Raw genomic sequence first — 24,002 nt, 5'->3', positions numbered from 1 at the left:
TTGCATTGCTAAATCGGTTTAGTAAACTTCATTTATCGTAATCAATAACAGGATTCACAAGATGAACAGAGTATGGGTAACAGGTGACGCGGTTGTAGATTTGATTCCCGAAGGTACAGACAGCTACCTGAAATGTCCCGGTGGTGCACCGGCAAACGTAGCAGTGGCCGTCTCTAGACTGGGAGGTGACACAGGATTCTTCGGTCGTGTTGGTCAGGACCCGCTCGGACGATTTATGAAAAAAACGCTGACAGACGAAGGTGTTAACACTGACTCTATGCTTCTGGATACTGCTCAACGTACATCAACGGTGATTGTGGATCTGGACGACTCAGGTGAAAGAAGCTTTACCTTTATGGTTAAACCGAGTGCTGACCAGTTTATGCAGAAAGCCGATATTCCAGAGTTCTCAGCAAACCAGTGGCTACACGTGTGTTCTATTGCGCTGGCTAATGAGCCAAGCCGTGGTAGCACTTTTGCAGCGATGGAGCAGATCCAAGCGGTCGGTGGATTTGTTAGCTTCGATCCTAACCTTCGTGATGAAGTGTGGGCTGACCAGTCTGAAATCAAAGAGGTTGTTTTAAAAGCGGTTTCACTCGCTAACGTGGTGAAGTTTTCTGATGATGAGTTACTCTTCCTGACCGACACTAAAACATTAGAAGAAGGTCTTAAGGCTATCAAGTCCTACAACAATCCATTAGTACTGATTACTCAGGGAGCAAAAGGCGCACTGGTTATTCATGATGAAAACCAGGAACTCATTGCCGGTAAAGCGGTAAAACCTGTCGATACCACAGGTGCTGGTGATGCATTTGTCGGAGGGTTATTGGCGAAACTGGCTCAGAGCGATAACTGGAATACGTCTGAACACATTAAGTCTGCGGTAAACTGGGCGAATGGTTGTGGCGCGCTGGCAACAACTCAAAAAGGTGCGATGACGGCACTTCCTACTGAAACTGATCTACTGGGATATATTAGATAAAAGCTAAAATGCTCTTGGCCTTTATCAAGGCCTAGAGCTTTACTAGCTTGTCCACACCATTTCAAGTCGATCTACGCATAACTAACTGAAAATAATTATTTTCGGCCGAGAATTTTCTAAAACCATAAACCAATCCACAATTTAAATACCTCTCTATTCAAGCACGATGATCATTATGTTTATCTATGTTCTAATATTAGATTATAAAATATTATCAATAACTAATATTTTGGAGTCTTAATGCCTCTAGTTCCATTGGTATCAACCTTTGTTATCTCAATGCTGTTGAGCGTTCACTCCATCGCTGGTGAAGTCAAAATCTTTACTTGGGAAGACTACTTCTCACCTACCATTATCCGAGCGTTTGAAGACCAATATGGACATACGGTCAACCAGACCTTTTTCGAAAGCGAAATGCTAAGAGATCAGGTATTGCTTTCAAAGAAGGCAGAGCTCTATGACTTAATCATTGTTGATAACCATACAATCACCACTCTTACTGGAAAAGACGTACTAAGAGAGTTCGCTCCTTCTCTTTTAGGAGACACCAGTCAATATACTTCAACCTCACTGAAGGCGTGTGACAAATACGGTATTCCTTTTTCTTTTGGCTCAATGGGTATTGGATACCGAAACTCAAAGGTGTCACAGCCCATTAAATCCTGGAGGGACTTATTAGAGTTTGCAAAAAACAACCCGGGGACTGTAGTGCTGCCAGATGAAGACGTGGATACGCTGGTCATCGCTCTTTTAGCTTTGGGACACGACCCCATGACTAGTAACAAAGAGCATCTAAAAGAGGCGTATCATTTGCTCGAGAGTATCATTGATAAATTACTAGTTTTCAGAACCACAATTGGTTACGCCCTTGAAAAAGGAATTAACTCCAAGATGGAAGCAGCTGTTTTTTACTCAGGAGAGAAAGAGGCTATATCTCAAGCAACCAGCCAAGATGATTGGGAATACATTCTACCAGAGGAAGGAACTTTAATGTGGTTTGAGTGCCTTTCAGCGCATAAGAATAAGTCCTTAAGTAACGCAACCATTGATTTTCTAGAGTTTATTTCTACTCCCGAAGTTGCAGCTGCTAATGCCGAGGAGTTTTGGTTCGCAACGTCTAATAAAAGTGCACTTCAATACACCAGTACTCATTATAGAAATGATAGCGAGTTGTATCCCGCTGGGTTAACTACTAAAAAAATATATTACTATGAGCTCCTTGACGACGAATCGATGAGACTAAGAGCGAATATTGTTAATTCTTTATCTAAGCGATAAGTTGTCTTATGAAACTATCTTTACGAATTAATATTATTTTACTGCCGGTAATGGTCATCATTTTTTCTACTGCTGGGTTTTATTCCTACAATAGTCAAAAGGCAGAACTTACCTCTTCTATTTCAGAACAGATAGTTTACGAACTGCATAATGCTTCTGAAAAATTATATACCAAAATAAATGAGGTGGATTTTTTAAGTAAAATTTTATTAGGTAGTGAAAATATTAACAATTACATTTATAATTATAACTTTGATTTGAATAGATATTATTTAGAGAAACAACTTGGAGACTACATAAACCAACTACAATTCAACAACAGCACCTTAATAAGCTTTGGCATTTTTGGACCAGACAAAAAGAGTATATTTTATATAAACAACTCTGACCCATTCGCTGATTTAGATATAAATGAAGATATTAAATTTCATGTTAATTATATAGAAGATAATGTTAGCCGTAATGGTATACATGACCTGTATCCCGTATTGTATAAAATAGAATCTACAGCTGACGATGGTGAACTACTCACTCTCATCCGTACTTTTAGCCCTGAGATTCCTATAACGAGTACATTATTCTCGAAAAGCATGGATTTGTATACCGCGGTAATTACGGTTAAGCTCAACGTCAGTAGGGAACAGTTAGATACGTTACTTTCAAGGCTGGGAAAGGTAGCTACTTTCGAAATACAACCCAAAGCAGCTACTCATGTATTAAGACAACAATCTGAAACTATTCCGTTGACGAACAATGAGTTTGGGTACACTCTAGTAAATGACCTTTGGAACATAACCTTATCGATTCCAGATTCTTATCTTTCATCTCTTTATTCACCTTTTAAAGTTTTATTCTCAGTGATAGTGCTCGTTGTAACTATAGTCACATTTGTAATACTAAAACTGTTGATTACAAGGCAAATTATATTTCCTGTAGTACAGCTTACAAATAAAATTGAAAATACTAATGCTCAGCAGATTCTTCATTTATCCCGACCTAAGAATGATGACGAGGTCTCGATTCTAACAAACAAATATATTGACTTAATTCAAGATCTAGACAATATAGCCCGAAGAGACCCCTTAACTGGATTACCTAATAGGCATCAATTTAACACTGATTTAAATCGTTTCATTGAACACTGTAAAAAATATACAGAGCGATGTGCCGTTATATATTTCGATTTAGATAACTTCAAAACGATAAACGATAAATATGGGCATCAGAAAGGCGACGAGTTACTTAAGGAGTTTGCGCAGCAATTAGTAGAAAGCTATGTAGACTTAGATTGGGATGATATGGAGGTATCTGAGTTTGAGTTCGCCAGAATTTCAGGTGACGAATTCACCATCACTCTATCGGGCTTTCAAGATCCAGACGTATTGTCTATTTTTGCAAAGAAAATCCTTTCGTTGTTTGATGGTGGCTTTAAAGTACATCAACAAACATATGATATGGGAGCCAGCATAGGAATTTCGGTGTTTCCAGATGATGCTGTAGACGCTACCTCACTGGTAAAATGTGCCGACTTAGCAATGTACTCAGCAAAAAATGAGAGCAAAAACGGGTTTAAATTTTACTCACAGAAGCTCGAAGCTGAAGTTAGAAAGCACGAAGTGATAACAGATCATCTGAAAGAAGCACTAGGAAAAAATCAGTTTGAACTGCTCTATATGCCAATTTACGATTGTAGTGAAAACAGGATATGCGGTGCAGAAGCCCTATTAAGAGCGACATCAGATGACCTAATAGTTTACGGTCCTGCGGAGTTCATTCCAGTCGCTGAAATGTCAGGGGTTATAGAAGATATAGATTATTGGGTCCTGGACGCTTCACTCAAGCAGTTAGCAAACTGGATCGAGCAATATGATTTTTCCGGTATAATCGCGATCAACTTCTCTTCATGGCAATTAAAAAACCCTGACTTTGTTCAACAAGTTGAAAAACTGATAAACAAACATCAAGTGCCAGCCAAATGCATTGAATTGGAAATAACCGAAACATGCTTTGTTCCTGGAGAATCAAAAAACCTGAATGTACTTCATGACCTTCGTAAGTTAGGCATAAAACTATCATTGGACGACTTTGGAACCGGTTACACTGCATTCAGTCAATTAGTGGATTATCCCGTTGATACACTCAAAATTGACAGAATGTTCATCAATGAAATCAGCTTAGATCGTCCAGATTCAAGACCAATTGTGGATATCATTGTAGAAGTCGCAAAACTGTATGATTTGAATGTCGTTGCCGAAGGGGTCGAAACACCTCATCAGCTAAACTATATAAAGAATCTCGGCTGTCAACAGGCACAGGGCTATCTATTATCTAAACCAATTTCAGCAGACAAGTTTATTGAACTATGGCAGTCTAAGCGTGTTTGAATTTTGTTTGGATGTTTTCTTCTTTCCACCACATCGTTAGTCTTGAAATAATTGAGCAAGATCCGCCATTCTGGAGTCGATATCCTCTATGGCAATATTCCCAAACCCTAAAACTACGCCACTCCAATCCCTTTGAATGGCGTCTTTTCTTTCATAATAATTTAGTGCACGGACGATAATTTCGACTTCTTTCGCCCTTTCAACAAAGACATTCTCATCAACACCAGCATGCCATTTCAGTGTTATATGCAGACCTGCTGGTTGGCTAATGATATCAACCAGATCTCCAAAGTGGCGTTTAACCGCACTTACCATCAGCTCGTATTTCTGTTTATACAATCTACGCATCATTCTGATGTGTCTGAGCAGATGCCCTTCGCTGATAAAATCGGCGAGTGCCGCCTGAACATGTGACGGTGTATCGCCTGATAAAGCATCTTTAACTTCTAAACATCTCGCCACCAAAGAATCCGGCACAACCATGTATCCAATTCTCAATCCATTAAACATGACCTTGCTAAAAGAGCCGACGTATATAACACGAGCGTCTCTGTCTAATTGCCCAGCCAAGCCTTGTAAACTTGTGTATGGCCGATGTGCAAACTGGAACTCACTATCGTAATCGTCTTCAATAATCCAGCTACGGTTTTTTTTCGACCATTCGATAAGTTTGAGTCGTTGTTCCGTATCAAGCGTTGTTCCCATTGGATATTGATTGCTCGGAGTGACGTAAAGTGCTTTCGCATCACTCGCTATAACACCGTCGATATCAATGCCTTCTTTAGGTTCAACGTGTAGTGGACGCTCATTCAGTTTTAAAAGATCAATCACCTTTCGTATTTGCGTATAGCCTGGTTGCTCAATAAGAATTGAATCAGATAGATGAAGTGTTGCCATTGCAGCGATTGAAAGAGCTTGTTGGGCTCCCGAAGTAATGATGATCCTGCCGGGATGACATTTAACTGACCTGCTGGAAGAAAGATAATCCGCGAGAGCCGCACGCAATGCTTTGTCCCCTTGGATGTTTTGATTTCCAAGCAGTATGGGCCGCAGCATGTGCTTTTGCACCATTTTCTGCCACTTCATAAAAGGAAACTTTTGTAAATCAGGCACTCCTGGAGCAAACGGTGCATTTATTCTAGTTGCTATCGCATCACGTTCAGGTTTCGCGTCGATTTTATTTATCCCCAGAAACTGCTCTGGCAAATCGACTGAAACGAAAAAACCGGAACCTCTTCGGCTGTGAATATAACCTTCCGCTACCAGTTGCTCATACACCAGAGTGACAGTGTTTCGGCTAACAGACAACTCCTCGGCAAGTTTTCTCGAAGAGGGCAATTTACCTTCTTTTGGCCATAAACCAGATACAATTTTCTCCCGAACAGCATGGAACAACGCTTCTTGTTTTGAGCTTTTATTGTGCGAAAGAGACAAATCCCCGCAATCTATCGGCTGCATATTGGCACCATCATTTATTCAATATTGGCTCTAACCACAATACCAGTTTCTTCTTATATTTGAAGCGCAATATGAATAGCCGGAGACATTCATGCTTTCTAAAACAAAACGAACAGAAATTAAAAAAAGAGCTCACAAAGCTTCATTCGATACCGAAAATCTTTATAAGATCATTGATGAGTCTCTAATCGCACATATCGCGATCAATGAAACTTCTGGTCCAGTCGTAATTCCGATGCTTGCATGGCGAGTTGACAACAATATTTATATACATGGTGCCAACAACAGTCGGTTGATGCGAACATTAAAACAAGGAGGGCAAACATGCTTAACCTTTACCTTGTTTGATGGATGGGTACTTGCGAGATCTGCAATGCATCACAGCGCACATTATCGGTCAGCGGTTGTATTTGGTTCATTCGAAGCGATAGAAGAAAGCACAGAGAAAGACCTTTTGCTGAATCACTTTATAGAGCAAATAGCTCCGGGAAGAACTCAGGATGTCAGACCTGGTAACCAAAAGGAACTCGCAGCAACGATGCTTCTTGTTATGCCGTTAAGTGAAGCTTCTGTAAAGATAGGAGATAAAGGTGTAAATGACGACAAGGAAGATCTCGATTTACCTGTCTGGGCTGGGTTTATACCTTATAAAACCGTTGTTGGTCCATTAAACGCATCCGATGATTTAGCTGAAGAGATAAGTACACCCGACTACAGTACTGCCTACACCTCAAGATGGTACGATTAGCCTGAATCAAGTGCCCTTCTTACAGCATCGAAGGGCACGCAATCGTTTATATAACGTTAATCACTAAATTAACTATTGTTTTTAATCTCAATCAGTTATCGTATGTGGGTGTCCAAATTCAAATTACCTAATCTATTTGTATAGCGTATGAATTCTACAGATAAACCCTGGCTGAATAGCTACCCTTCCGACGTGCCAGCAGACGTCGACGTTGATCAATATCCCAATATTACCGAGTTATTTCGTGAGTCATTTGCAAAGAATGCTAACAAAGCGGCCTTTGTAAACATGGGACACTCTCTGAGCTATCGTGAGCTTGAGGAAAAAAGTACCGCATTTGCAGCCTATCTTCAAAAAGAACTGCATATGAAAAAAGGGGATCGCATTGCGCTGATGATGCCAAACCTTTTGCAGTATCCAATTACCATTTTGGGTGCACTTAAAGCAGGTTTAGTTGTTGTAAACGTAAATCCGCTCTACACACCCAGAGAGCTTCAACATCAGCTTCGTGATTCTGGAGCGACAGCCATCGTTGCAGTAACTAACTTTGGGAACAACCTACAGCAAGTTATTGGAAAAACCAGTGTTAAACACGTTATTTTAACTAGGATTGGTGATGAGCTCGCGCCCCACAAACGTACCATCGTCAACTTCGTTATCAAGTACGTTAAAAAAATGGTACCTAAATACAACCTACCAGGTGCTATTTCCTTAAAACGTGCTTTAACTCAGGGAAAAAGCCTTACTTTTAACGAACCTGTCATTAACAGTGATGATCTTGCTTACCTGCAATACACTGGTGGCACAACGGGACTTGCAAAAGGGGCCATGCTCACCCACCGTAATATCATCGCCAACGTTTTACAGGTAAACGCTCATTTCGTTCCAAGAACGTTAAGAGAAAATGAGCACGCAGTTACACCACTGCCGCTTTATCACATCTTTGCTAACTCAGTCAGCATGATGCTGATTATGTTCTTTGGTGGTACAAACCTATTAATCACTAACCCAAGAGATTTAGACAGTTTCGCGAATGACTTGCGTAAATATCCGTTCACTATGATTTTCGGTTTGAATACTCTGTTTAACGGATTAAATAATCACGCTGGCTTCCGAGCACTGGATTTCAGTACCGCTAACTTTACTATTGCTGGTGGTATGGCAACCCAGAAACATGTCGCCGACGAGTGGCAAAAAGTTACAGGTATGCCAATCATTGAAGGTTATGGTCTGACTGAGTGTTCTCCGGTTGTGGCCGGAGGCGTTCACACTCAGCAATCATTCGTGCCCTCTATTGGTGTTCCGCTTCCCGGAACTGAGCTAAGAATTGTGGATTCAGAAGGCAACGAACTTGATGCCGGGGAAATTGGTGAAATTCAAATTCGTGGCCCTCAGGTAATGAAGGGTTACTGGCAACAGGAGCTGGAAACCAAAGAGGTGATGCAGGAAGGTGGCTGGATAAATTCTGGCGATATTGGCCGTATGGATGAACAAGGTTTCTTCTACATAGAAGATCGCAAGAAAGATATGATTCTTGTGTCTGGTTTTAATGTCTTCCCTACCGAGATTGAAGAAGTCGCAACACTACATCCCAAGGTTGTCGAAGCGGCTGCTATCGGTGTACCAGACGACGTTGCCGGTGAACGAGTAAAACTCGTGGTTGTGACAAATGGAGCAGTTACACCGGATGAGATCAAAAAGCATTGTCGGAACCACCTGACAGGTTACAAGATCCCTAAAATAATCGAGTTTAGAGATGAGCTGCCAAAGACCAATGTTGGCAAGATTCTTCGTAGAGAACTGCGTGATTCTTAAACCAGCATTACAAGAGCGCCTCTGATATCAGAGGCGCTTTTTGTTTAAGCAGACAAAAAAAACACATTACTTAATTAGCTTCTCAATTAGCTCATCGTCGGCAAAGTTAGGAATGGTGACCTTTAATTTGGGTTCTATCTCCATAGCGCGCTTGATGGCAAACACTGCACCTTCATTTCTTGCCCAGCTTCTACGCGAAATCCCGTTATTCACGTCCCAGTGCAACATGGACTTGAGTCTTCTATCGCAATCCTCAGACCCATCGAGAACCATACCAAATCCGCCATTGGTTACTTCACCCCAACCTACTCCACCACCATTATGAATACTCACCCAGGTAGCGCCACGGAACGAATCTCCGATGACATTTTGTATAGCCATATCTGCGGTAAATCGCGAACCATCGTAGATATTAGATGTTTCCCTGTAGGGGGAGTCGGTACCAGACACATCATGGTGGTCTCGGCCTAGAATGACTGGTGCGGATATTTCACCACTTTTAATCGCATTGTTGAAAGCTTCCGCAATTTTCATCCTTCCTTCAGCGTCTGCGTACAAAATACGAGCTTGAGAACCAACAACTAACTTGTTTTCCTCAGCACTCTCAATCCAGAGCAAGTTGTCTGATATCTGTTGTTTTATCTCTTCAGGTGCTTCATCTAACATACTCGCAAGAACATCGGCTGCGATTTTGTCGGTCTTTTCCAGATCTGCCGGATCAGACGACGAACAAACCCAACGAAAAGGTCCAAAGCCGTAATCGAAACACATTGGCCCCATAATATCCTCAACATACGATGGGTATCGGAAGGAACCATCAGACTTAAGAATATCGGCTTCCGCCCTACTCGACTCAAGCAAAAAAGCGTTTCCATAGTCAAAAAAGTACATGCCTTTTGCTGTCAGTTTGTTAATCGCATCGACATGCCTTCTTAACGTACTTTTCACCATTGAGCGAAACGCATCTGGATCGTCTGCCATCAACTGGTTTGACTCTTCAAACGATAGTCCAACAGGGTAATAACCACCGGCCCAAGGGTTGTGTAGTGATGTCTGATCAGAACCAAGGTCAATGTCGATATCTTCCTCTGCAAAGCGCTCCCATAAGTCCACAACATTCCCAAGGTAAGCCAATGACACAGGTCTATTTTCTTCGATGGCTACATGTACTCTTTCAATCAAACCATCAAGGTCGGGATGAACCTCATCCACCCAGCCTTGCTCGTGTCGTTTATAAGCCGCTTTCGGATTAATCTCTGCAACGATACCAATGGTTTTGGCTATAACCGCGGCTTTGGGTTGCGCCCCACTCATACCACCAAGTCCTGATGTCACAAAGATAGGTAATTTAGATTTATCTCTATCTTTCTTCATCCTAACAGCATTAAGAACGGTAATAGTTGTGCCATGCACAATGCCCTGTGGGCCAATATACATAAAGGAGCCAGCGGTCATCTGACCGTATTGAGTGACCCCAAGTGCGTTAAATTTCTCCCAATCATCAGGCTTAGAGTAGTTAGGAATCATCATGCCATTGGTAACGACGACACGTGGTGCATTTGGGTGAGATGGGTAGAGTCCCATCGGATGACCAGAATAGAGAACCAAAGTCTGCTCATCGGTCATTTCCGCCAGGTACTTCATGGTAAGACGATACTGAGCCCAGTTCGAAAAAACAGCACCGTTACCACCGTATGTGATCAATTCTTGTGGGTGTTGTGCGATCGCTTCATCTAGGTTATTACTCAACATAAGCATGATCGCTGCTGCCTGCTTAGACTGATGAGGGAAGTCATGAATAGTTCTGGCAGTAATTTTGTAGTCCGGCATATATCGATACATGTATATTCTGCCGTATGTTTCCAGCTCCTGATAGAACTCAGCAGCCAGTGTAGAATGATGTTTTTCGTCGAAGTATCTCAACGCATTTTTCACCGCGAGAACTTTTTCGTCCTTCGACAAAATCTCCTTTCGCTTTGGTGCATGGCTAAGTTCTTCATTTCGTTTTCGGTGTGGTGGAAGCTCTTCTGGTATTCCTTCCATAACTTGTTGTTTAAAGTCTAAATTAGTCATCACACACCTCATTCTTATGCGTAAATGTTTTCATCTCGGCTGGATTGCCGATAGTGAGTAAAGATTCAATAAGTTGTTTTAACAGAGCCGCTATCTTCGGTAGTTTTTCATTATCCAACTGGTAGCTCTCCAAGCTTCCAGATAGATACGTCGCTTGCGACAGCTCTAATTGTATTGAATGGATGTTGTTTTCAGGTTGCCCGTATGAACGAGTGATAAAACCACCTTTAAAGCGTCCATTACATACATGGCTGTATTCACTCTTCTCTGATATTTGGGCAAGCCGCGCTAACATTAAATCCGAACATGACAAACCCGCGTTATTACCAAAATTCAAATCCGGCAACTGTCCCTCAAAAAGCATTGGAACCTCACTAGCGATACTGTGAGCATCAAAGAGTATTGCATAGCCAAATTTGTCTCTGATTCGTTCTAGCTCTGCCGCTAACTTTCGATGGTAAGGCATCCAGATTTCAGTTTTAATCGTATTTTTAAGTACTTCTGTGTGATGCATTCCCGGTAAGAAAATCGGGTTATCTGAAAACAGTATTTCAGGAAACAATCCCGTAGTTTTTGTCTTATACAAAGGTTCATCGTTGATGGAACGATTTAGGTCAACCACATATCGAGAATAGTTCGCGCTAATGACGCTAACCGGCATCTCACCTAAAAAGCGATAAAGTTCCGGTAGGTACCAATCTGTATCAGGCAGCGATTTTGCTTCAGGCGTCAAACGTGACTCCATCTCAGACAACAGGCGGGTTCCAGAGTGAGGCATACTGATCAGCAAAGGGCTGTCTCCCTTTGTGAAGGTATATGGTTCCATGATTTTAATTGACATGAGTGATCACCCCACTCTTTATTCTTCGTTTTAGTAGGTCACCACCAAGCCAGTAACTTAGCTCTCCGGGACTTTCAATATCCCAACAAATAAAGTCAGCCACCTTCCCTTTGGCAAGCTCACCATGGCTATCAGCAAGCCCTAAAGCTTTAGCTGCATGACAGGTTACACCCGCGAGCGATTCTTCGGGAGTTAAACCAAACAGAGTACATGCCATATTCATCATAAGTCGTAAAGAGAGTACTGGTGAGGTACCTGGGTTTGCATCAGTTGCGATGGCCATTGGAACGCCTTCTTGCCTGAGGAGTGCAACAGGTGGTTTTTTCGTCTCTTGCAAAGTAAAAAAAGCACCTGGAAGTAACACTGCGGTCGTCCCAGACTTCACCATTTGTGTAACGTCGGTCTCGGTCATGTACTCTAAATGGTCAGCAGACAATGCGTTAAAGCGTGCTGCCAATGTTGTACCGCCCAAAGGCGACAGCTGCTCAGCGTGAAGTTTGACAGGTAACCCTAACGACTGTGCTTTTTTGAAGTAACGTTCAACCTGAGTTGGACTAAAAGCGATTCCTTCACAAAATGCGTCGACAGCATTCGCAATTCCAAGCGCTGCAATTTTTGGTAAGACAAGGTCACACAAATAGTCGATGTATCCATCTTTGTCTTCTTTAAACTCAGGAGGTAGTGCATGAGCCGCCAGACATGTAGTTTGCACATCTACCGGATACTTGTCCCCCAGACTTTTTGCCACTTCAAGCATCTTTATTTCATGTTCTAACGCCAAGCCATAGCCGGACTTGATTTCAACCGTTGTCACACCATCTTTAATCAAAGCAGTTAATCGACGACTCGCAGAGTCAACTAACTCTTGATGTGTCTCTTCCCGCGTCGCCCTAACGGAATAAGCAATACCCCCACCGCTTTCAGCAATAGCCTTATAGCTCTCACCCTTTAGTCGACGTTCAAATTCTTCAGCACGATTCCCCCCAAAAACCAAGTGAGTGTGGCAATCGATAAGGCCCGGTGTTACCCACCCACCACCCAAATCATGCTGGTTAATCGCACTATAGTTCGGGAGTTCTTGGTGTTTCCCTATCCAGAGAATACGACCATCAGAAACACCAATCGCAGCGTCTTCGATAGCGCTATATTTTCCACCTTCCATAGTGGCTAAATGGAACCCGTACCATAAGGAGTCAAATTGAATACACTTCGTCATTCCAACTCCTTACCAACTTGGCAATAATTCAGCTGGCATAAACTCATTATGAACAGCTTCAGCGAGTAGCTCGGTTGCTTTTTCGATATCTGCTGCGAAGTAGCGGTCTTTGTCATAGAACGGGACACGAGAACGCAACTCAGCCCTGGCTTGTTCCAAACGTTCAGAAGACTTTAACGGAGCGCGGAAATCCAACCCTTGTACAGCAGAAAGAAGTTCTACTGCCAATATACCGCGAGTGTTCTCCGACATGTCTTTCAGGCGGCGGGCCGCGAAAGTTGCCATTGAGACATGGTCTTCCTGATTCGCAGACGTAGGCAGGCTGTCAACCGATGCTGGGTGTGCGAAGGTTTTGTTTTCACTGGCGAGTGCCGCTGAAGTGACCTGAGCGATCATAAAGCCGGAGTTCACACCACCGTTTTCTACAAGGAATGGAGGTAGCTTGCTTAAATTACTATCGATTAAGAGCGCCATCCTTCTTTCGGAAAGGCTACCGATTTCAGCTATCGCTAATGCAAGATTGTCAGCGACAAAAGCTACAGGTTCTGCGTGGAAGTTACCACCCGAGATGATGTCCGCACCATTGGAAAATACCAGAGGGTTATCCGACACTGAGTTCGCTTCAACAAGCAACACATTCCCGGCATGTCGAATCTGGTCCAGACAAGCACCCATTACCTGAGGCTGACAACGAAGAGAGTATGGATCCTGAACTTTCTCACAACCTGAATGAGATTTTCCAAGTTCGCTCTCTTCGGTTAACAGGTATCGATATGCTGCAGCGGCATCTATTTGTCCTTTGTGTCCCCGAACCTGATGAATTCTTTCGTCAAACGGACGTCGGCTACCCAGAGCGGCTTCTACAGACAACGCTCCACAAACCACCGCTGAGGCAAATAAATCTTCAGCATGGAAAAGTCCTTCCAGCGCAAAAGCCGTAGAGGCCTGTGTGCCATTTAATAAAGCAAGCCCCTCTTTTGGCGCGAGATTGATCGGCTCTAGTCCGGCAATAGCAAGTGCCGCCTGACCAGAAATTACCTCGCCTTTGTATCGCGCTTGCCCTTCTCCTAGTAGCACCGCACTCATATGCGCTAGTGGCGCTAAGTCACCAGAAGCTCCAACGGAACCTTTTTGAGGTATACAAGGATAGACCTCCTTGTTCACAAGCGTTATCAAGGCCTCTATCACGGAGAGGCGAATTCCAGAGAAGCCTCTGGCCAGACTATTTACTTTTAGTGTCATTATCAGTCTGACAGTATGGTCACACATTAGCTCACCGGTACCAGCTGCGTGTGATAAGACAATGCTTCGCTGGAGTTCGTCTAAGTCTTCTGCTGCGATTTTGGTGTTTGCCAAAAGACCGAAGCCAGTATTAATCCCGTAAACAGTCCTTCCCTGTTCAATAACATCATTCACTATCTGAGTACTTGCATGAATGGCCTCAAATGACTCACTATCCAAAGAAAGCTTGGCCGGATTTCGGCTCACTTCACGCAGCTCTGATAGCGTAATCTTGCCAGGTATTAGCTCTAGTTCGAACATCACATCGTTCTCCATAACTGTTCTAAACATGTGTAAATCAGACAGGTAACATATACATGTACATACAAGCTGTATAGAGACAATAAGGCGAATTTGTGACCACTGCAAGTTTTCACTAAAAAATATATCACCAAGTACAAAAAAGCAGAGGCCAATATTTAGCACTCTGCTTTACGTATTTATATGCCAGAAATGTTTGAAAATTATTGGTTAAAATGACCAAACAGTTGGAATCTGGAACCTGGGGAGATGAGCCGGGCTGTAGTCACAAGCTGATCTTTGCACCATGTTCTTCTTTTTATTTGAAGACAAGGTTCACTCGTATCGATGTTAAGCAAGTCACACTCGGCTTTCGTTGGAACAACCGCTTCTACAAGATGCTCACCTTCTGTCATCGGGGCGACTTTCATTAAGTAATGATAAGCACCATTTTTTTGAAAATCTTGCTGATCATACTCTGGTGCTAACATCGCATTGACGACTCGGTTTTCTATCTGGATAGGCAGATCATTTTCAAAATGAAGAATCGTTGCCCTGAAAATACTATGGTTAAAGCGAACGCCAAGGCTCATCGCTTCTTCCATAGATGCTTTAGCCTTAGTCATTTCAATCAGTTCCGATCGGTGAGTATGCCCGCGAGCCGAAACTTCATCCGCAATATTATGAACTTCAAACAACGCCGAATGCGCTTTTTTCTGGGCAACAAAAGTACCAACACCTTGCTGCCGGGTAAGCACCCCTTCATCAGTAAGTTCTCTAAGCGCACGATTGACCGTCATTCTGCTGACATTCAATGCTTTTACGATTTCAGATTCAGAAGGGATTTTCTGATCTTCCTGCCATTCACCACTATCGATTTTATGGCTAATCGCCTTCTTTACTTTGGCGTACAAAGGACCTGGGGTGTTTTCAATTAACTTAGGCATACGGTCAATTGTATTGGTTGTCGATTCTGCCATTTTATCCCTTATACAGTAACTCGCTGATTGCTACGGAATTATAGCAAGCTAACCGCTTCGGGAACAACAATCGAGTAGAAAACACCTATACAACTGAACATAGTTGTATGCACTTGTATAGATTATCACTATTGAGTTAGACTGAACCAAATACCCCAAAAAGTTCGGGAGACCGCTTGTGGCAAAGCAGGCATATTTTGCAAAACGCGCCTTGATATCAAACGTATGGAAAAAGGATGTGCGTTTCGAAGTTGAAAATGGCGTAATTGTATCTGTCAAAACCGATAGCAACGCTGATCAGGCAATTTATTTGACTGGTCCGACAATCCCTTCAATGGTCAACCTCCACTCTCATGCATTTCAAAGCGCTATGGCCGGCTTAGCTGAGGTATGCCACAACGCCAACGACAGTTTCTGGAGCTGGCGCGATGTCATGTACAAGATGGTTCAATCCTTGACCCCTGATGATGTCAGAGTCATCGCGACACAGCTCTATATCGATATGCTTAAAGCCGGTTATACACAAGTCGCTGAATTCAATTACCTGCATCACTCACAAGATGGTTCATATTATGCGACTCCTCATGAAATGTCTCTCCAGCTAAAACACGCGGCAGATGTGGCAGGCTTGGGTTTAACACTTTTACCAGTGTTATACAGCTATTCAGGGTTTGGCGCTAAACAGGCTGAATCAGGGCAAGCGCGATTTATTAATGATGTTGACTCGTACTTTAATATGCATCAGGCATGTGAATCAGAACTGTCGAAATCACCGCTACACCAAATAGGTGTCTGTTTTCATTCATTACGGGCAGTCACAGAAGAACAGATAATCGAAGTATTGGGAGCAGCAAATAACGAGCAACCAATACATATACACATAGCAGAACAACAAAAAGAGGTTCGGGACTGTATCGACTGGAGCGGTCAGCGCCCGGTTGAGTGGCTTTCCAATCGTTTTAATATCAACGAACAATGGTGCTTTATTCACGCGACGCATCTTAACCAACACGAACTAAATACTATTGCTCAAAATAAAATAGTAGCTGGTCTATGCCCGACAACCGAAGCCAACTTAGGTGATGGCATATTCCCGGCTACAGACTTTGTAGCCAAAAACGGTGTATGGGGTATCGGTTCGGATAGTCATGTGAGCTTGTCAGTAGCTGATGAACTGCGAACCCTAGAATACAGTCAAAGGCTAAAAGATCAGAAAAGAAACCGACTGTATGATGTACAAAATAACCACGTTGGGGACTTTCTCTACCAACAGGCGTTACAGGGAGGAAATCAGGCTTCAGGAGTCAATATAGGGTTAGATATCGGATGCAGGGCGGACTTTATCGTACTTGATCACGAACACCCTTATATAGCAGCCAGTAAAGATGAGGACTTGTTGAACCGCTGGCTATTTGCAAGTAATGAGAATCTAATCCGACACGTGTATGTCGCGGGCAAACAGGTTATTACTGATTTCAAACATCGAGATGAACAGCAATCAGGCACTGAGTATATCGCTCTACTACAGCGCCTGTTTATGTAGATGTGACTATTAGAACTTCTTAGGAGCAAAACCTGTCATTACTTCCAGGCGAAGCTCTTTACCAAGTTTTGTCATCGGGTGAACGACAATTAAGCCTTTAACTGAGCGTTTAAGTTTACCCATATCTGCTTGTTCTGCTTTCGTGATTTCACGAGAAAACGGCATATCCAAAAGGCTCTTACGCTCTTTGTTTAGATCGTAGCTTTGTTTATGCTTAAGCTGATTCAGCTTTTTATTAACCTGTTCGATTTCATCAGTAAACTTTGAAATCATTGCCTGATCGCCACGAGATTTCGCCGCATCAAGCTTACGCTTACAGTTATCCAGACGGTTCTGCTGTTTCTGGATGTCAGTTTTCATACTCATAGCAATAGGCTCAAATTAGTTAAGGGGCGCGGAGTATAGCACAGAAAAATACGAGTTACTGCAGACTTTTAAACTGCAATTCCACCAGCCGACTGTACAACTCACTGCTTTTCATTAGTGAACTGTGATCACCAAAATCAACTAAGCGTCCATTATCCAGAACCGCTATCTTATCCGCATGTTGAATTGTTGAAAGCCTGTGGGCAATAATCAGCGTTGTTCTGTCTCTCATCAGTACTTCGAGTGCCTTTTGTACCTTGAACTCACTTTCACTGTCTAAAGCACTTGTTGCTTCATCCAACAAAAGGATTTCCGGGTCTTTGAGTATCGCTCGGGCAATCGCAATCCGCTGTTTCTGCCCGCCAGAAAGTCTTACCCCTTTGTCTCCCAGAAAGCTTTTATAACCTTCTGGCAAATCCACAATAAACTCATGTGCATTGGCTTTCTTTGCCGCTTCGATGACTTCTTCTTCCGTCGCATCTGGTTTCCCATAACGAATGTTGTGAAAGACATCGCTACTAAAAAGCGCGGGCTGTTGTGGCACTAGCGCCATTTTTGAACGCAATACCTCCGGACTAAAGTCTCGAATGTCTTTTCCACCCAGTGCCACAACTCCTGATTTAGGATCGTAAAAGCGCTGAAGAAGTTCGAACAATGTAGATTTCCCGGCACCAGATGGCCCCACCAAAGCCAATACTTTCCCTTGCTCTGCTTTTAACGTCAGGTTATCCGTCGCTGGTTGATCGGAACGCGATGGGTAATTAAAGCAAACCTCTTTGAACTCGACCTCGGCTATCAGCCCTTCAGCCGACTCACCCCCAGATTCAGGTGGCGTGATATTACTTTTTATTTCCAAAAGCTCAATCAAGCGTTCCATAGCACCAGCTGCACGCTGGAGTTCACCCAACACCTCAGAGATTGTCGCTAACGAGGAAGCAACAAGAATGGCATAGAACACAAAAGCCCCAAGCTCACCACCACTCATCACACCAGAAATAACATCGCTACCGCCAATATAGAGCATTCCTGTAATGGCACCGAACACAATGATAATCACTCCAGCGATAAGCGTTGCTCGTTGCTGGACCCGCTTTCTGCCAATCTGAAATGCTTTCTCTACCTCTATAATAAATGATGCGCGTTCCTGCTCTTCTCTGGTATAGCTTTGTACCGTTTTAATATGCTCTATCGCTTCACCCGCGTAACTGCCGACATCCGACATCGAATCCTGACTCTGACGAGACAAAGCCCTCACTCTTCGGCCATAAAAAAGAATTGGAACCAGAATAAAGGGAACAGAAATCAGCACCACCAACGTTAACTTTATGTTGGTAGCAAACAACATGATAACCGCACCAACAAACATCAGTGCACTACGCATCGCCATTGAAAAAGAAGAACCGATAATACTTTGCAGCAGCGTCGTATCTGTTGTTAGGCGAGACATCACATCACCACTTCCTTTCGACTCAAAGTAGTCTGGTGGAAGCGTAATAGTATGGTTAAAGACAGCCACTCTAATATCTGCACTCACACGCTCACCTAACCATGACACCAGATAAAAACGAGCATAAGTTCCTGCAGCAATCAGGCTTGTTAGCACCAAAATAAACACTACTGCGAGCTGAAGTTGTTCATGAGAGCGCTCGGCGAAACCCGAGTCAATTAACATTCTGACACCCTGACCTATCGAAAGTGTCATTGCAGCGGTCAGAATCAAGGCCGCAAGAGCCGCAAATGCTCGCGTCTTATACGGGCGTACAAAGACCAGCAAATTAAGTAGAATTGACAGGTTTTTACTATTCTTATTTATCATGCAGATACATCAATCTCATTAATGATTAGTGCAATTTGATCAATATATTTTATTGATCACTATCCGAAGTAGTGACATTATCACTTAATATAAAAACAATAATAGTAACTTAGCTTATATTTTAAGAACTATAATATCGATAGAAGAGTACGGATAACCCACTTATCGAGTTAAGCTTTGAGAAAAATAATAAGTATTTAGTAACGCCTAATAAGCGGCTAGAAAATATTGAGACCTAAGTAGTTATGAACTATTCATATGTAGCACGTCAGCCTATATTAAACTCCGACAGGAAGACTGTTGCATACGAGCTGCTGTTTCGAAATGGAAAACGAAATACATTTCCCAACGTCGATCCTGAAATTGCTACAAGTAAAATTCTGACCGAACAGTTTATGACTTACCAGAATTCGTCTCTTGAAGACAAAATTGGATTCGTAAACTTCTCTTATAAAAGCATTCTCTCACATACCCCTACCGTTCTACCTAAAGATAAGGTAGTTATTGAAATACTTGAGGATTGTAAACCCACACCCGAGATGCTAAGCGAGTTGGGAGAGTTAAAGAAAAGTGGTTATAAACTCGCACTAGACGACTTTATACCGACAAAAGAAGCCGAAGCTTTCTATCCTCTGGTCGATATCATCAAATTCGATTTGCGTCAGACAACCATCAATGAGTGCTCTCAATTTATTAAAGAGTATCAAAACTATGACATCGAATTCCTTGCTGAAAAAGTAGAAACCTACGAAGAATTTGAACAAGCTAAAGAAGCTGATTTCCATCTGTTCCAGGGGTATTTCTTTAGCAAACCCGAAGTGATCGAACAAAAGACAATTAAACCTTCTATTTTCACTATTGTTGAGCTTTGCAAACAAATTTCAGAACCAGAGGTGGATTTTGCCGAAGTAGAAAAGATCATTTCGTGTGATGTTACCCTGTCATTCAAACTTCTTAGGTTTGTAAACTCTACCGCTTACATAGTGTCTCCGATCGACTCTTTCAAACAAGCGCTTAGCTACCTTGGAGAAGACCGACTTCGTCAATTTGTTTCATTGGTAGCATTAGCTGCAGTCGATGAAAATAAGCCAGAGGCTTTATACAGCTTGTCGATTCAACGCGCTCGATTTTGTCAGTTAATGACACAACGCTACGGCTCAAAATATAACCCGAGCCACGGTTTTATATGTGGCCTGTTTTCGCTACTTGATTCACTACTCGATCAAGATTTAGGTTCAATTATTAATTCGATTCCTATCGACGATACCATTAGAAATGCTTTATTAAAGCGCCAGGGCTTATTGGGGTATATACTTGAACTTTCGATAGCAATAGAAAAAGCGAACTGGAAACGCGCCATAGCAATCAGCAACAAAATAAAAGCTCCGGATCGAGTAGTTTCCGATTGTTATCAGCAAGCCATTCGCTGGTCAAACCTTCTGAGTAATTAATGAATAACACCAATCAGGGTTCGGTAGCATCAAAAAGTGCTACCTGGAAAACGCCACAAAATTTTCTGCTTATTATATCCATCATCGTTCCTATCACTTTCTCAAGCTGGATGGCACTATTAAACAACTTCGTCGTTGAAAGAGCTTATTTTGATGGTTCGGATATAGGTTTATTACAGACTGTCCGGGAAATACCTGGCTTCCTGGCTTTTACTGCGATATTCATTCTTGCTTTTGTCAGGGAACAACGCTTTATGATCGTATCGTTGTTCTTATTAAGTATCGGAGTTGCAGTTACGGGTTTCTTCCCATCGTTGTTCGGATTACTTGTAACCACATCAATCATGTCGATTGGTTTCCACTATTTTGAAACACTCAAACAATCGCTCTCATTACAGTGGTTGAGTAAAGAAGAAGCACCAGAAATGTTAGGGAAAATGATTTCTGTTGGCGCACTTGCTTCCTTAGTTACCTATGGCGCTTTGTGGCTTTTACTCGAACAGTTTACGCTGGATTATCAGTGGGTGTATTTGATTACTGGTGGTACAGGTTTTCTGCTTGTGTTGGTTATCGCGTTGACATTTCCTCAGTTTAAATCCCATACACAGCAAAACACCAAGCTGGTATTACGCAAGCGTTACTGGCTCTACTATGCACTTACATTTATGAGTGGTGCAAGAAGACAAATATTTACCGTATTTGCCGGATTCCTCCTTGTGGAAAAATTCGGATATTCAGTCGCTGACATTACCCTTTTATTCTTAATTAACTACCTGTTTAATTTTCTGTTTGCCAAGAAGATAGGCAACTTTATTGGCAAAGTCGGTGAACAAAAGGCACTTGTATTTGAGTATACTGGTTTGTTTTTTGTCTTCGCAGGCTACGCTGTCGTAGAAACGTCTGAGTGGGCAGCGGCCTTATACGTTGTCGATCACCTTTTCTTTGCAATAGCGTTAGCAATTAAAACCTATTTCCAGAAGATAGCCGATCCCGCTGATATGGCAGCTACGGCTGGTGTTAGCTTCACCATCAATCATATTGCAGCTGTCGTGATACCTGTAACTTTCGGCTTCATTTGGTTAGTTTCTCCCGCAGCAGTATTTGTGATTGGTGCACTTATGGCAATTGTATCCCTGCTGTTGTCATTCAATATCCCGACCCACCCGAAAAATGGTAATGAAGTACGCTATTTCAAATGGAGTTAAGTCATGAAGATAGCCGTTATAGGTTTAGGTGATATCGCATGTAAAGCCTACCTGCCTGTCATCACACAGCTACCAAACATTGAGCTGGTGTTTTGCTCGCGTAATCAGACGCGTCTTTCTGAACTCGCTGGTCAATATCGGATAAAAGATATTGAAACTGACTATAAGAAACTACTTGAGCACAAGGTCGATGCTGTAATGATACACGCCGCTACCTCTGCTCATTATGACATTGCCTCTTACTTTATTGGCCACCGTATCGCTACGTTTGTCGATAAACCGCTTGTTGATAATGCAGAGCAGGTCGAATTACTCTATGAGCAGGCAGCAAAAAATAATGCCGTACTCTATGTAGGATTTAACCGACGCCACATCCCGCTGTTCAACCAGCATATTAACGAACTCTCAGGTACCGTAGAAAACAAGCTTACATCCCTTAGGTGGGAGAAAAATCGTCATAACCTGCCAGGCGACCCTCGCACGTTTATATTCGATGACTTTATCCACCCGTTAGACAGTATCAATCTCAACAACTCGCTTTCACTCGAGGATATTCATATAACGGTTCAGAAAAGTGAACAACGATTGCTAAGGCTTGATGTTCAGTGGCAGATTGAAGGCACCATCTACGAAGCATCGATGAACCGTCAGTGTGGTGCAACCTTTGAGAAGGTTACAGCCGGATACACTAATCAATTATTTGAGTTCGACTCTTTCGTCCAGGGCCGTTGCTTTAAAAACAACCAGCAGTCATTTCTGGGCTTAAAAGACTGGACACCGATGCTGGAATCTAAAGGTTTTGTCCATATGATTAAAGACTGGATATCAGTAGTTCACAATGGCAGCTTAAACACTAAAGTCATCGAACGTAATATCAAAACACACCAGATAGCAGATTATATTTGTGCTCAGATAACAAAATAGACGTTGCATCCTTTTACACACGAATGCACTCAACTCTCAATTATGGGTCATGGTATTTGACCGAAATTTCCTGATGAAACTATTATTAATTCAGGTAATTACTGTTCACCTACCGGAGTAACTATGAGTATCGAAACACAAGAGCAACTAAAAGCGTATCGCTTAATTCTTTTAGCGATAGACGATGTCGTACGCGCAGGTGCCCAGCCTAGATATGAAGGTGATGATAGCTCTTCCAATCCAGCCGCTTTTAAAAAGTTGGTCATGCAATATGCTGGTGGCAAAGTGAGTGAAGAAGTGATCGACAATGCGCTAAAGGTGCCACTTCAGGATATTGCAAAAGCACTCATGAACGTTTCAAAAACGGGCACCATTCAGCAAGTAAAATAGTGGAATTCACATGTCTAAGTTTTCTCAGAGAAGAATTTAGACATGTTCCTAAATTCTGTCGGAGAGATATTGGTGTGTCTGCGAAAAAACTTTGCCAGATTGGTTGGTTCGTTAAAGCCTAGCTCTAACGCAATGTCTGAGATAGGTGTTGTGGTATATCCGATCAATCGCTTCGCTTCCAGAACCACTCTTGCATCAATAACCTGCTTAGCAGAGATCCCTTTTACCTTCCTGCAAACCGAGTTCAGTCGTTTCGCCGACATTCTTACTTCTTCTGTGTACTCGCTGACATTGTGTCTTCGGTTAAATGACCTTTCCACCGCGTCACTAAACACCTGATAGTCTTCCAGCTCTCTACTTCTGGTCACCTCTTTTTGACTGAAGTTGCTCCTGAAAAAGGTTTTGTACATGATGTTTTGAAGCAAGTTTCTCTGTACAGCGGGTGACACGATGTCTTCCTTAGAGTGTATTTCTTCGTACAACATTTCATACTCGCGACCAACAAGATCCAACATGTCATTCATTACATCAACACTTCGAATTGCTTTGGTTATCGCGTAGTTGGCTTCAAGATTATCAATTGGAAAGATCTCTGAATCCTGAAACGTGACGACATATCCATTCCACTGAAAATGAGACTCAAAGTAATGGACTTGATGCGGACTCAAAACCAACATTGTTCCCGGTCTGCAGTGATACAAACGGTTATCAATATAGTGATAACCACTCCCCTCGGTGATTAATATCAACGCATAAAACTCAACCCGGTGCGGATTAGTCAGCTCTTCCAACGGCCTGGCATCGATAAGATCCCTAATGGAGTACATCGTAATGCCGACCAAAAAAGAATCATTGTCGAAAGGTACAGAATTAATCATGAATCGATATCATCCTATGGTTACTTACTTTTAAGATTACTTGGTTTCATTTTGTCTTAAGGGGCTAGAACAAGCATAACGCACATCACCATGGCCTAAAGGTAGATTTTGACCCGCCATGGATACTTTTTAC

The 24,002-nt window shown here is 42.5% G+C and carries 19 protein-coding genes; 10 read left to right on the top strand and 9 right to left on the bottom strand.

Annotated features, from left to right (window positions below; genetic code table 11):
* Positions 1-61 precede the first annotated feature (61 nt).
* From SNR28_RS04000 to SNR28_RS03990, 3 genes are all read left to right on the top strand, one after another.
* The gene (locus SNR28_RS04000; protein WP_375749733.1) at positions 62-982 is read left to right on the top strand and encodes an aminoimidazole riboside kinase; all 921 of its coding nucleotides are present in this window, start codon (positions 62-64) and stop codon (positions 980-982) included.
* A 240-nt stretch (positions 983-1,222) separates the two neighbouring features.
* A complete protein-coding gene (locus SNR28_RS03995; RefSeq protein ID WP_375749732.1) occupies positions 1,223-2,260 on the top strand; it encodes a PotD/PotF family extracellular solute-binding protein in 1,038 nt (345 codons plus the stop codon).
* Between the two features lie 8 nt (positions 2,261-2,268).
* On the top strand, positions 2,269-4,644 hold the full coding sequence (locus SNR28_RS03990) for a putative bifunctional diguanylate cyclase/phosphodiesterase (protein WP_375749731.1): 2,376 nt from the start codon (positions 2,269-2,271) through the stop codon (positions 4,642-4,644).
* 36 nt (positions 4,645-4,680) lie between these two features.
* Here SNR28_RS03990 and SNR28_RS03985 read toward each other — a convergent pair whose 3' ends face one another.
* Positions 4,681-6,102 carry a PLP-dependent aminotransferase family protein gene (locus SNR28_RS03985; protein WP_375749730.1) on the bottom strand — a complete coding sequence of 474 codons (1,422 nt, stop codon included), beginning with the start codon at positions 6,100-6,102 and terminating at the stop codon, positions 4,681-4,683.
* 91 nt (positions 6,103-6,193) lie between these two features.
* On the opposite strand from SNR28_RS03985, the gene SNR28_RS03980 reads away from it, so the two are divergent.
* Positions 6,194-6,850: a pyridoxamine 5'-phosphate oxidase family protein gene (locus SNR28_RS03980; protein ID WP_375749729.1), complete on the top strand. Its 657-nt coding sequence runs from the start codon at positions 6,194-6,196 to the stop codon at positions 6,848-6,850.
* Between the two features lie 147 nt (positions 6,851-6,997).
* A complete protein-coding gene (locus tag SNR28_RS03975; protein WP_375749728.1) occupies positions 6,998-8,665 on the top strand; it encodes an AMP-binding protein in 1,668 nt (555 codons plus the stop codon).
* Positions 8,666-8,731: 66 nt separating this feature from the next.
* On the opposite strand, the gene SNR28_RS03970 is transcribed toward SNR28_RS03975, so the two are convergent.
* From SNR28_RS03970 to hutC, 5 genes are all read right to left on the bottom strand, one after another.
* Positions 8,732-10,738 carry a urocanate hydratase gene (locus SNR28_RS03970; RefSeq protein WP_375749727.1) on the bottom strand — a complete coding sequence of 669 codons (2,007 nt, stop codon included), beginning with the start codon at positions 10,736-10,738 and terminating at the stop codon, positions 8,732-8,734.
* Complete coding sequence (hutG, locus tag SNR28_RS03965; protein WP_375749726.1) at positions 10,731-11,579, bottom strand: N-formylglutamate deformylase; 849 nt, start codon at positions 11,577-11,579, stop codon at positions 10,731-10,733. The genes SNR28_RS03970 and hutG overlap by 8 nt, the downstream gene beginning before the upstream one ends.
* Entirely contained in the window at positions 11,569-12,795 is a 1,227-nt protein-coding gene (gene hutI / locus SNR28_RS03960; protein ID WP_375749725.1) for an imidazolonepropionase, read from the bottom strand. The genes hutG and hutI overlap by 11 nt, the downstream gene beginning before the upstream one ends.
* Before the next feature lie 9 nt (positions 12,796-12,804).
* Complete coding sequence (gene hutH, locus SNR28_RS03955) at positions 12,805-14,337, bottom strand: histidine ammonia-lyase (protein ID WP_375749896.1); 1,533 nt, start codon at positions 14,335-14,337, stop codon at positions 12,805-12,807.
* 203 nt (positions 14,338-14,540) lie between these two features.
* Entirely contained in the window at positions 14,541-15,296 is a 756-nt protein-coding gene (gene hutC, locus SNR28_RS03950) for a histidine utilization repressor (RefSeq protein WP_375749724.1), read from the bottom strand.
* A gap of 178 nt (positions 15,297-15,474) precedes the next feature.
* On the opposite strand from hutC, the gene SNR28_RS03945 reads away from it, so the two are divergent.
* Entirely contained in the window at positions 15,475-16,839 is a 1,365-nt protein-coding gene (locus SNR28_RS03945) for a formimidoylglutamate deiminase (protein WP_375749723.1), read from the top strand.
* Between the two features lie 9 nt (positions 16,840-16,848).
* Here the strand turns inward: SNR28_RS03945 and SNR28_RS03940 are convergent, their stop codons facing one another.
* Together SNR28_RS03940 and SNR28_RS03935 are read right to left on the bottom strand one after the other, a co-directional pair.
* On the bottom strand, positions 16,849-17,205 hold the full coding sequence (locus tag SNR28_RS03940) for a YibL family ribosome-associated protein (RefSeq protein ID WP_375749722.1): 357 nt from the start codon (positions 17,203-17,205) through the stop codon (positions 16,849-16,851).
* 55 nt (positions 17,206-17,260) lie between these two features.
* On the bottom strand, positions 17,261-19,021 hold the full coding sequence (locus tag SNR28_RS03935) for an ABC transporter transmembrane domain-containing protein (protein WP_375749721.1): 1,761 nt from the start codon (positions 19,019-19,021) through the stop codon (positions 17,261-17,263).
* A gap of 245 nt (positions 19,022-19,266) precedes the next feature.
* On the opposite strand from SNR28_RS03935, the gene SNR28_RS03930 reads away from it, so the two are divergent.
* From SNR28_RS03930 to SNR28_RS03915, 4 genes are all read left to right on the top strand, one after another.
* On the top strand, positions 19,267-20,472 hold the full coding sequence (locus SNR28_RS03930) for an EAL and HDOD domain-containing protein (protein ID WP_375749720.1): 1,206 nt from the start codon (positions 19,267-19,269) through the stop codon (positions 20,470-20,472).
* On the top strand, positions 20,472-21,677 hold the full coding sequence (locus SNR28_RS03925; RefSeq protein ID WP_375749719.1) for an MFS transporter: 1,206 nt from the start codon (positions 20,472-20,474) through the stop codon (positions 21,675-21,677). The genes SNR28_RS03930 and SNR28_RS03925 overlap by 1 nt, the downstream gene beginning before the upstream one ends.
* A 3-nt stretch (positions 21,678-21,680) precedes the next feature.
* Positions 21,681-22,601: a Gfo/Idh/MocA family protein gene (locus tag SNR28_RS03920; RefSeq protein ID WP_375749718.1), complete on the top strand. Its 921-nt coding sequence runs from the start codon at positions 21,681-21,683 to the stop codon at positions 22,599-22,601.
* Between the two features lie 123 nt (positions 22,602-22,724).
* Positions 22,725-22,991 carry a hypothetical protein gene (locus tag SNR28_RS03915; protein ID WP_375749717.1) on the top strand — a complete coding sequence of 89 codons (267 nt, stop codon included), beginning with the start codon at positions 22,725-22,727 and terminating at the stop codon, positions 22,989-22,991.
* A gap of 14 nt (positions 22,992-23,005) precedes the next feature.
* Here the strand turns inward: SNR28_RS03915 and SNR28_RS03910 are convergent, their stop codons facing one another.
* Positions 23,006-23,869, bottom strand: a complete 864-nt coding sequence (locus tag SNR28_RS03910) for a helix-turn-helix domain-containing protein (protein WP_375749716.1) — start codon at positions 23,867-23,869, stop codon at positions 23,006-23,008.
* Between the last annotated feature and the right edge of the window lie 133 nt (positions 23,870-24,002).

Origin of the sequence: Vibrio iocasae (genome assembly GCF_042245395.1) — a bacterium.
Taxonomy (GTDB): domain Bacteria; phylum Pseudomonadota; class Gammaproteobacteria; order Enterobacterales; family Vibrionaceae; genus Vibrio; species Vibrio iocasae.
Note: the sequence above shows the minus strand (reverse complement) of the source record. Positions and strands in the feature narration are given on the sequence as shown.

Excerpts from the sequence above, each read along its gene's own strand:
- SNR28_RS03920 (WP_375749718.1), top strand. The coding sequence starts at position 21,681 with ATGAAGATAGCCGTTATAGGTTTAGGTGATATCGCATGTAAAGCCTAC.
- SNR28_RS03970 (WP_375749727.1), bottom strand. The coding sequence starts at position 10,738 with ATGACTAATTTAGACTTTAAACAACAAGTTATGGAAGGAATACCAGAA.
- SNR28_RS03990 (WP_375749731.1), top strand. The coding sequence starts at position 2,269 with ATGAAACTATCTTTACGAATTAATATTATTTTACTGCCGGTAATGGTC.
- SNR28_RS03925 (WP_375749719.1), top strand. The coding sequence starts at position 20,472 with ATGAATAACACCAATCAGGGTTCGGTAGCATCAAAAAGTGCTACCTGG.
- hutI (WP_375749725.1), bottom strand. The coding sequence starts at position 12,795 with ATGACGAAGTGTATTCAATTTGACTCCTTATGGTACGGGTTCCATTTA.
- SNR28_RS03995 (WP_375749732.1), top strand. The coding sequence starts at position 1,223 with ATGCCTCTAGTTCCATTGGTATCAACCTTTGTTATCTCAATGCTGTTG.
- hutG (WP_375749726.1), bottom strand. The coding sequence starts at position 11,579 with ATGTCAATTAAAATCATGGAACCATATACCTTCACAAAGGGAGACAGC.
- SNR28_RS03985 (WP_375749730.1), bottom strand. The coding sequence starts at position 6,102 with ATGCAGCCGATAGATTGCGGGGATTTGTCTCTTTCGCACAATAAAAGC.
- SNR28_RS03975 (WP_375749728.1), top strand. The coding sequence starts at position 6,998 with ATGAATTCTACAGATAAACCCTGGCTGAATAGCTACCCTTCCGACGTG.
- SNR28_RS03940 (WP_375749722.1), bottom strand. The coding sequence starts at position 17,205 with ATGAGTATGAAAACTGACATCCAGAAACAGCAGAACCGTCTGGATAAC.
- SNR28_RS03910 (WP_375749716.1), bottom strand. The coding sequence starts at position 23,869 with ATGATTAATTCTGTACCTTTCGACAATGATTCTTTTTTGGTCGGCATT.
- SNR28_RS03915 (WP_375749717.1), top strand. The coding sequence starts at position 22,725 with ATGAGTATCGAAACACAAGAGCAACTAAAAGCGTATCGCTTAATTCTT.
- SNR28_RS03935 (WP_375749721.1), bottom strand. The coding sequence starts at position 19,021 with ATGATAAATAAGAATAGTAAAAACCTGTCAATTCTACTTAATTTGCTG.
- SNR28_RS03930 (WP_375749720.1), top strand. The coding sequence starts at position 19,267 with ATGAACTATTCATATGTAGCACGTCAGCCTATATTAAACTCCGACAGG.
- SNR28_RS04000 (WP_375749733.1), top strand. The coding sequence starts at position 62 with ATGAACAGAGTATGGGTAACAGGTGACGCGGTTGTAGATTTGATTCCC.
- hutC (WP_375749724.1), bottom strand. The coding sequence starts at position 15,296 with ATGGCAGAATCGACAACCAATACAATTGACCGTATGCCTAAGTTAATT.
- hutH (WP_375749896.1), bottom strand. The coding sequence starts at position 14,337 with ATGTTCGAACTAGAGCTAATACCTGGCAAGATTACGCTATCAGAGCTG.
- SNR28_RS03980 (WP_375749729.1), top strand. The coding sequence starts at position 6,194 with ATGCTTTCTAAAACAAAACGAACAGAAATTAAAAAAAGAGCTCACAAA.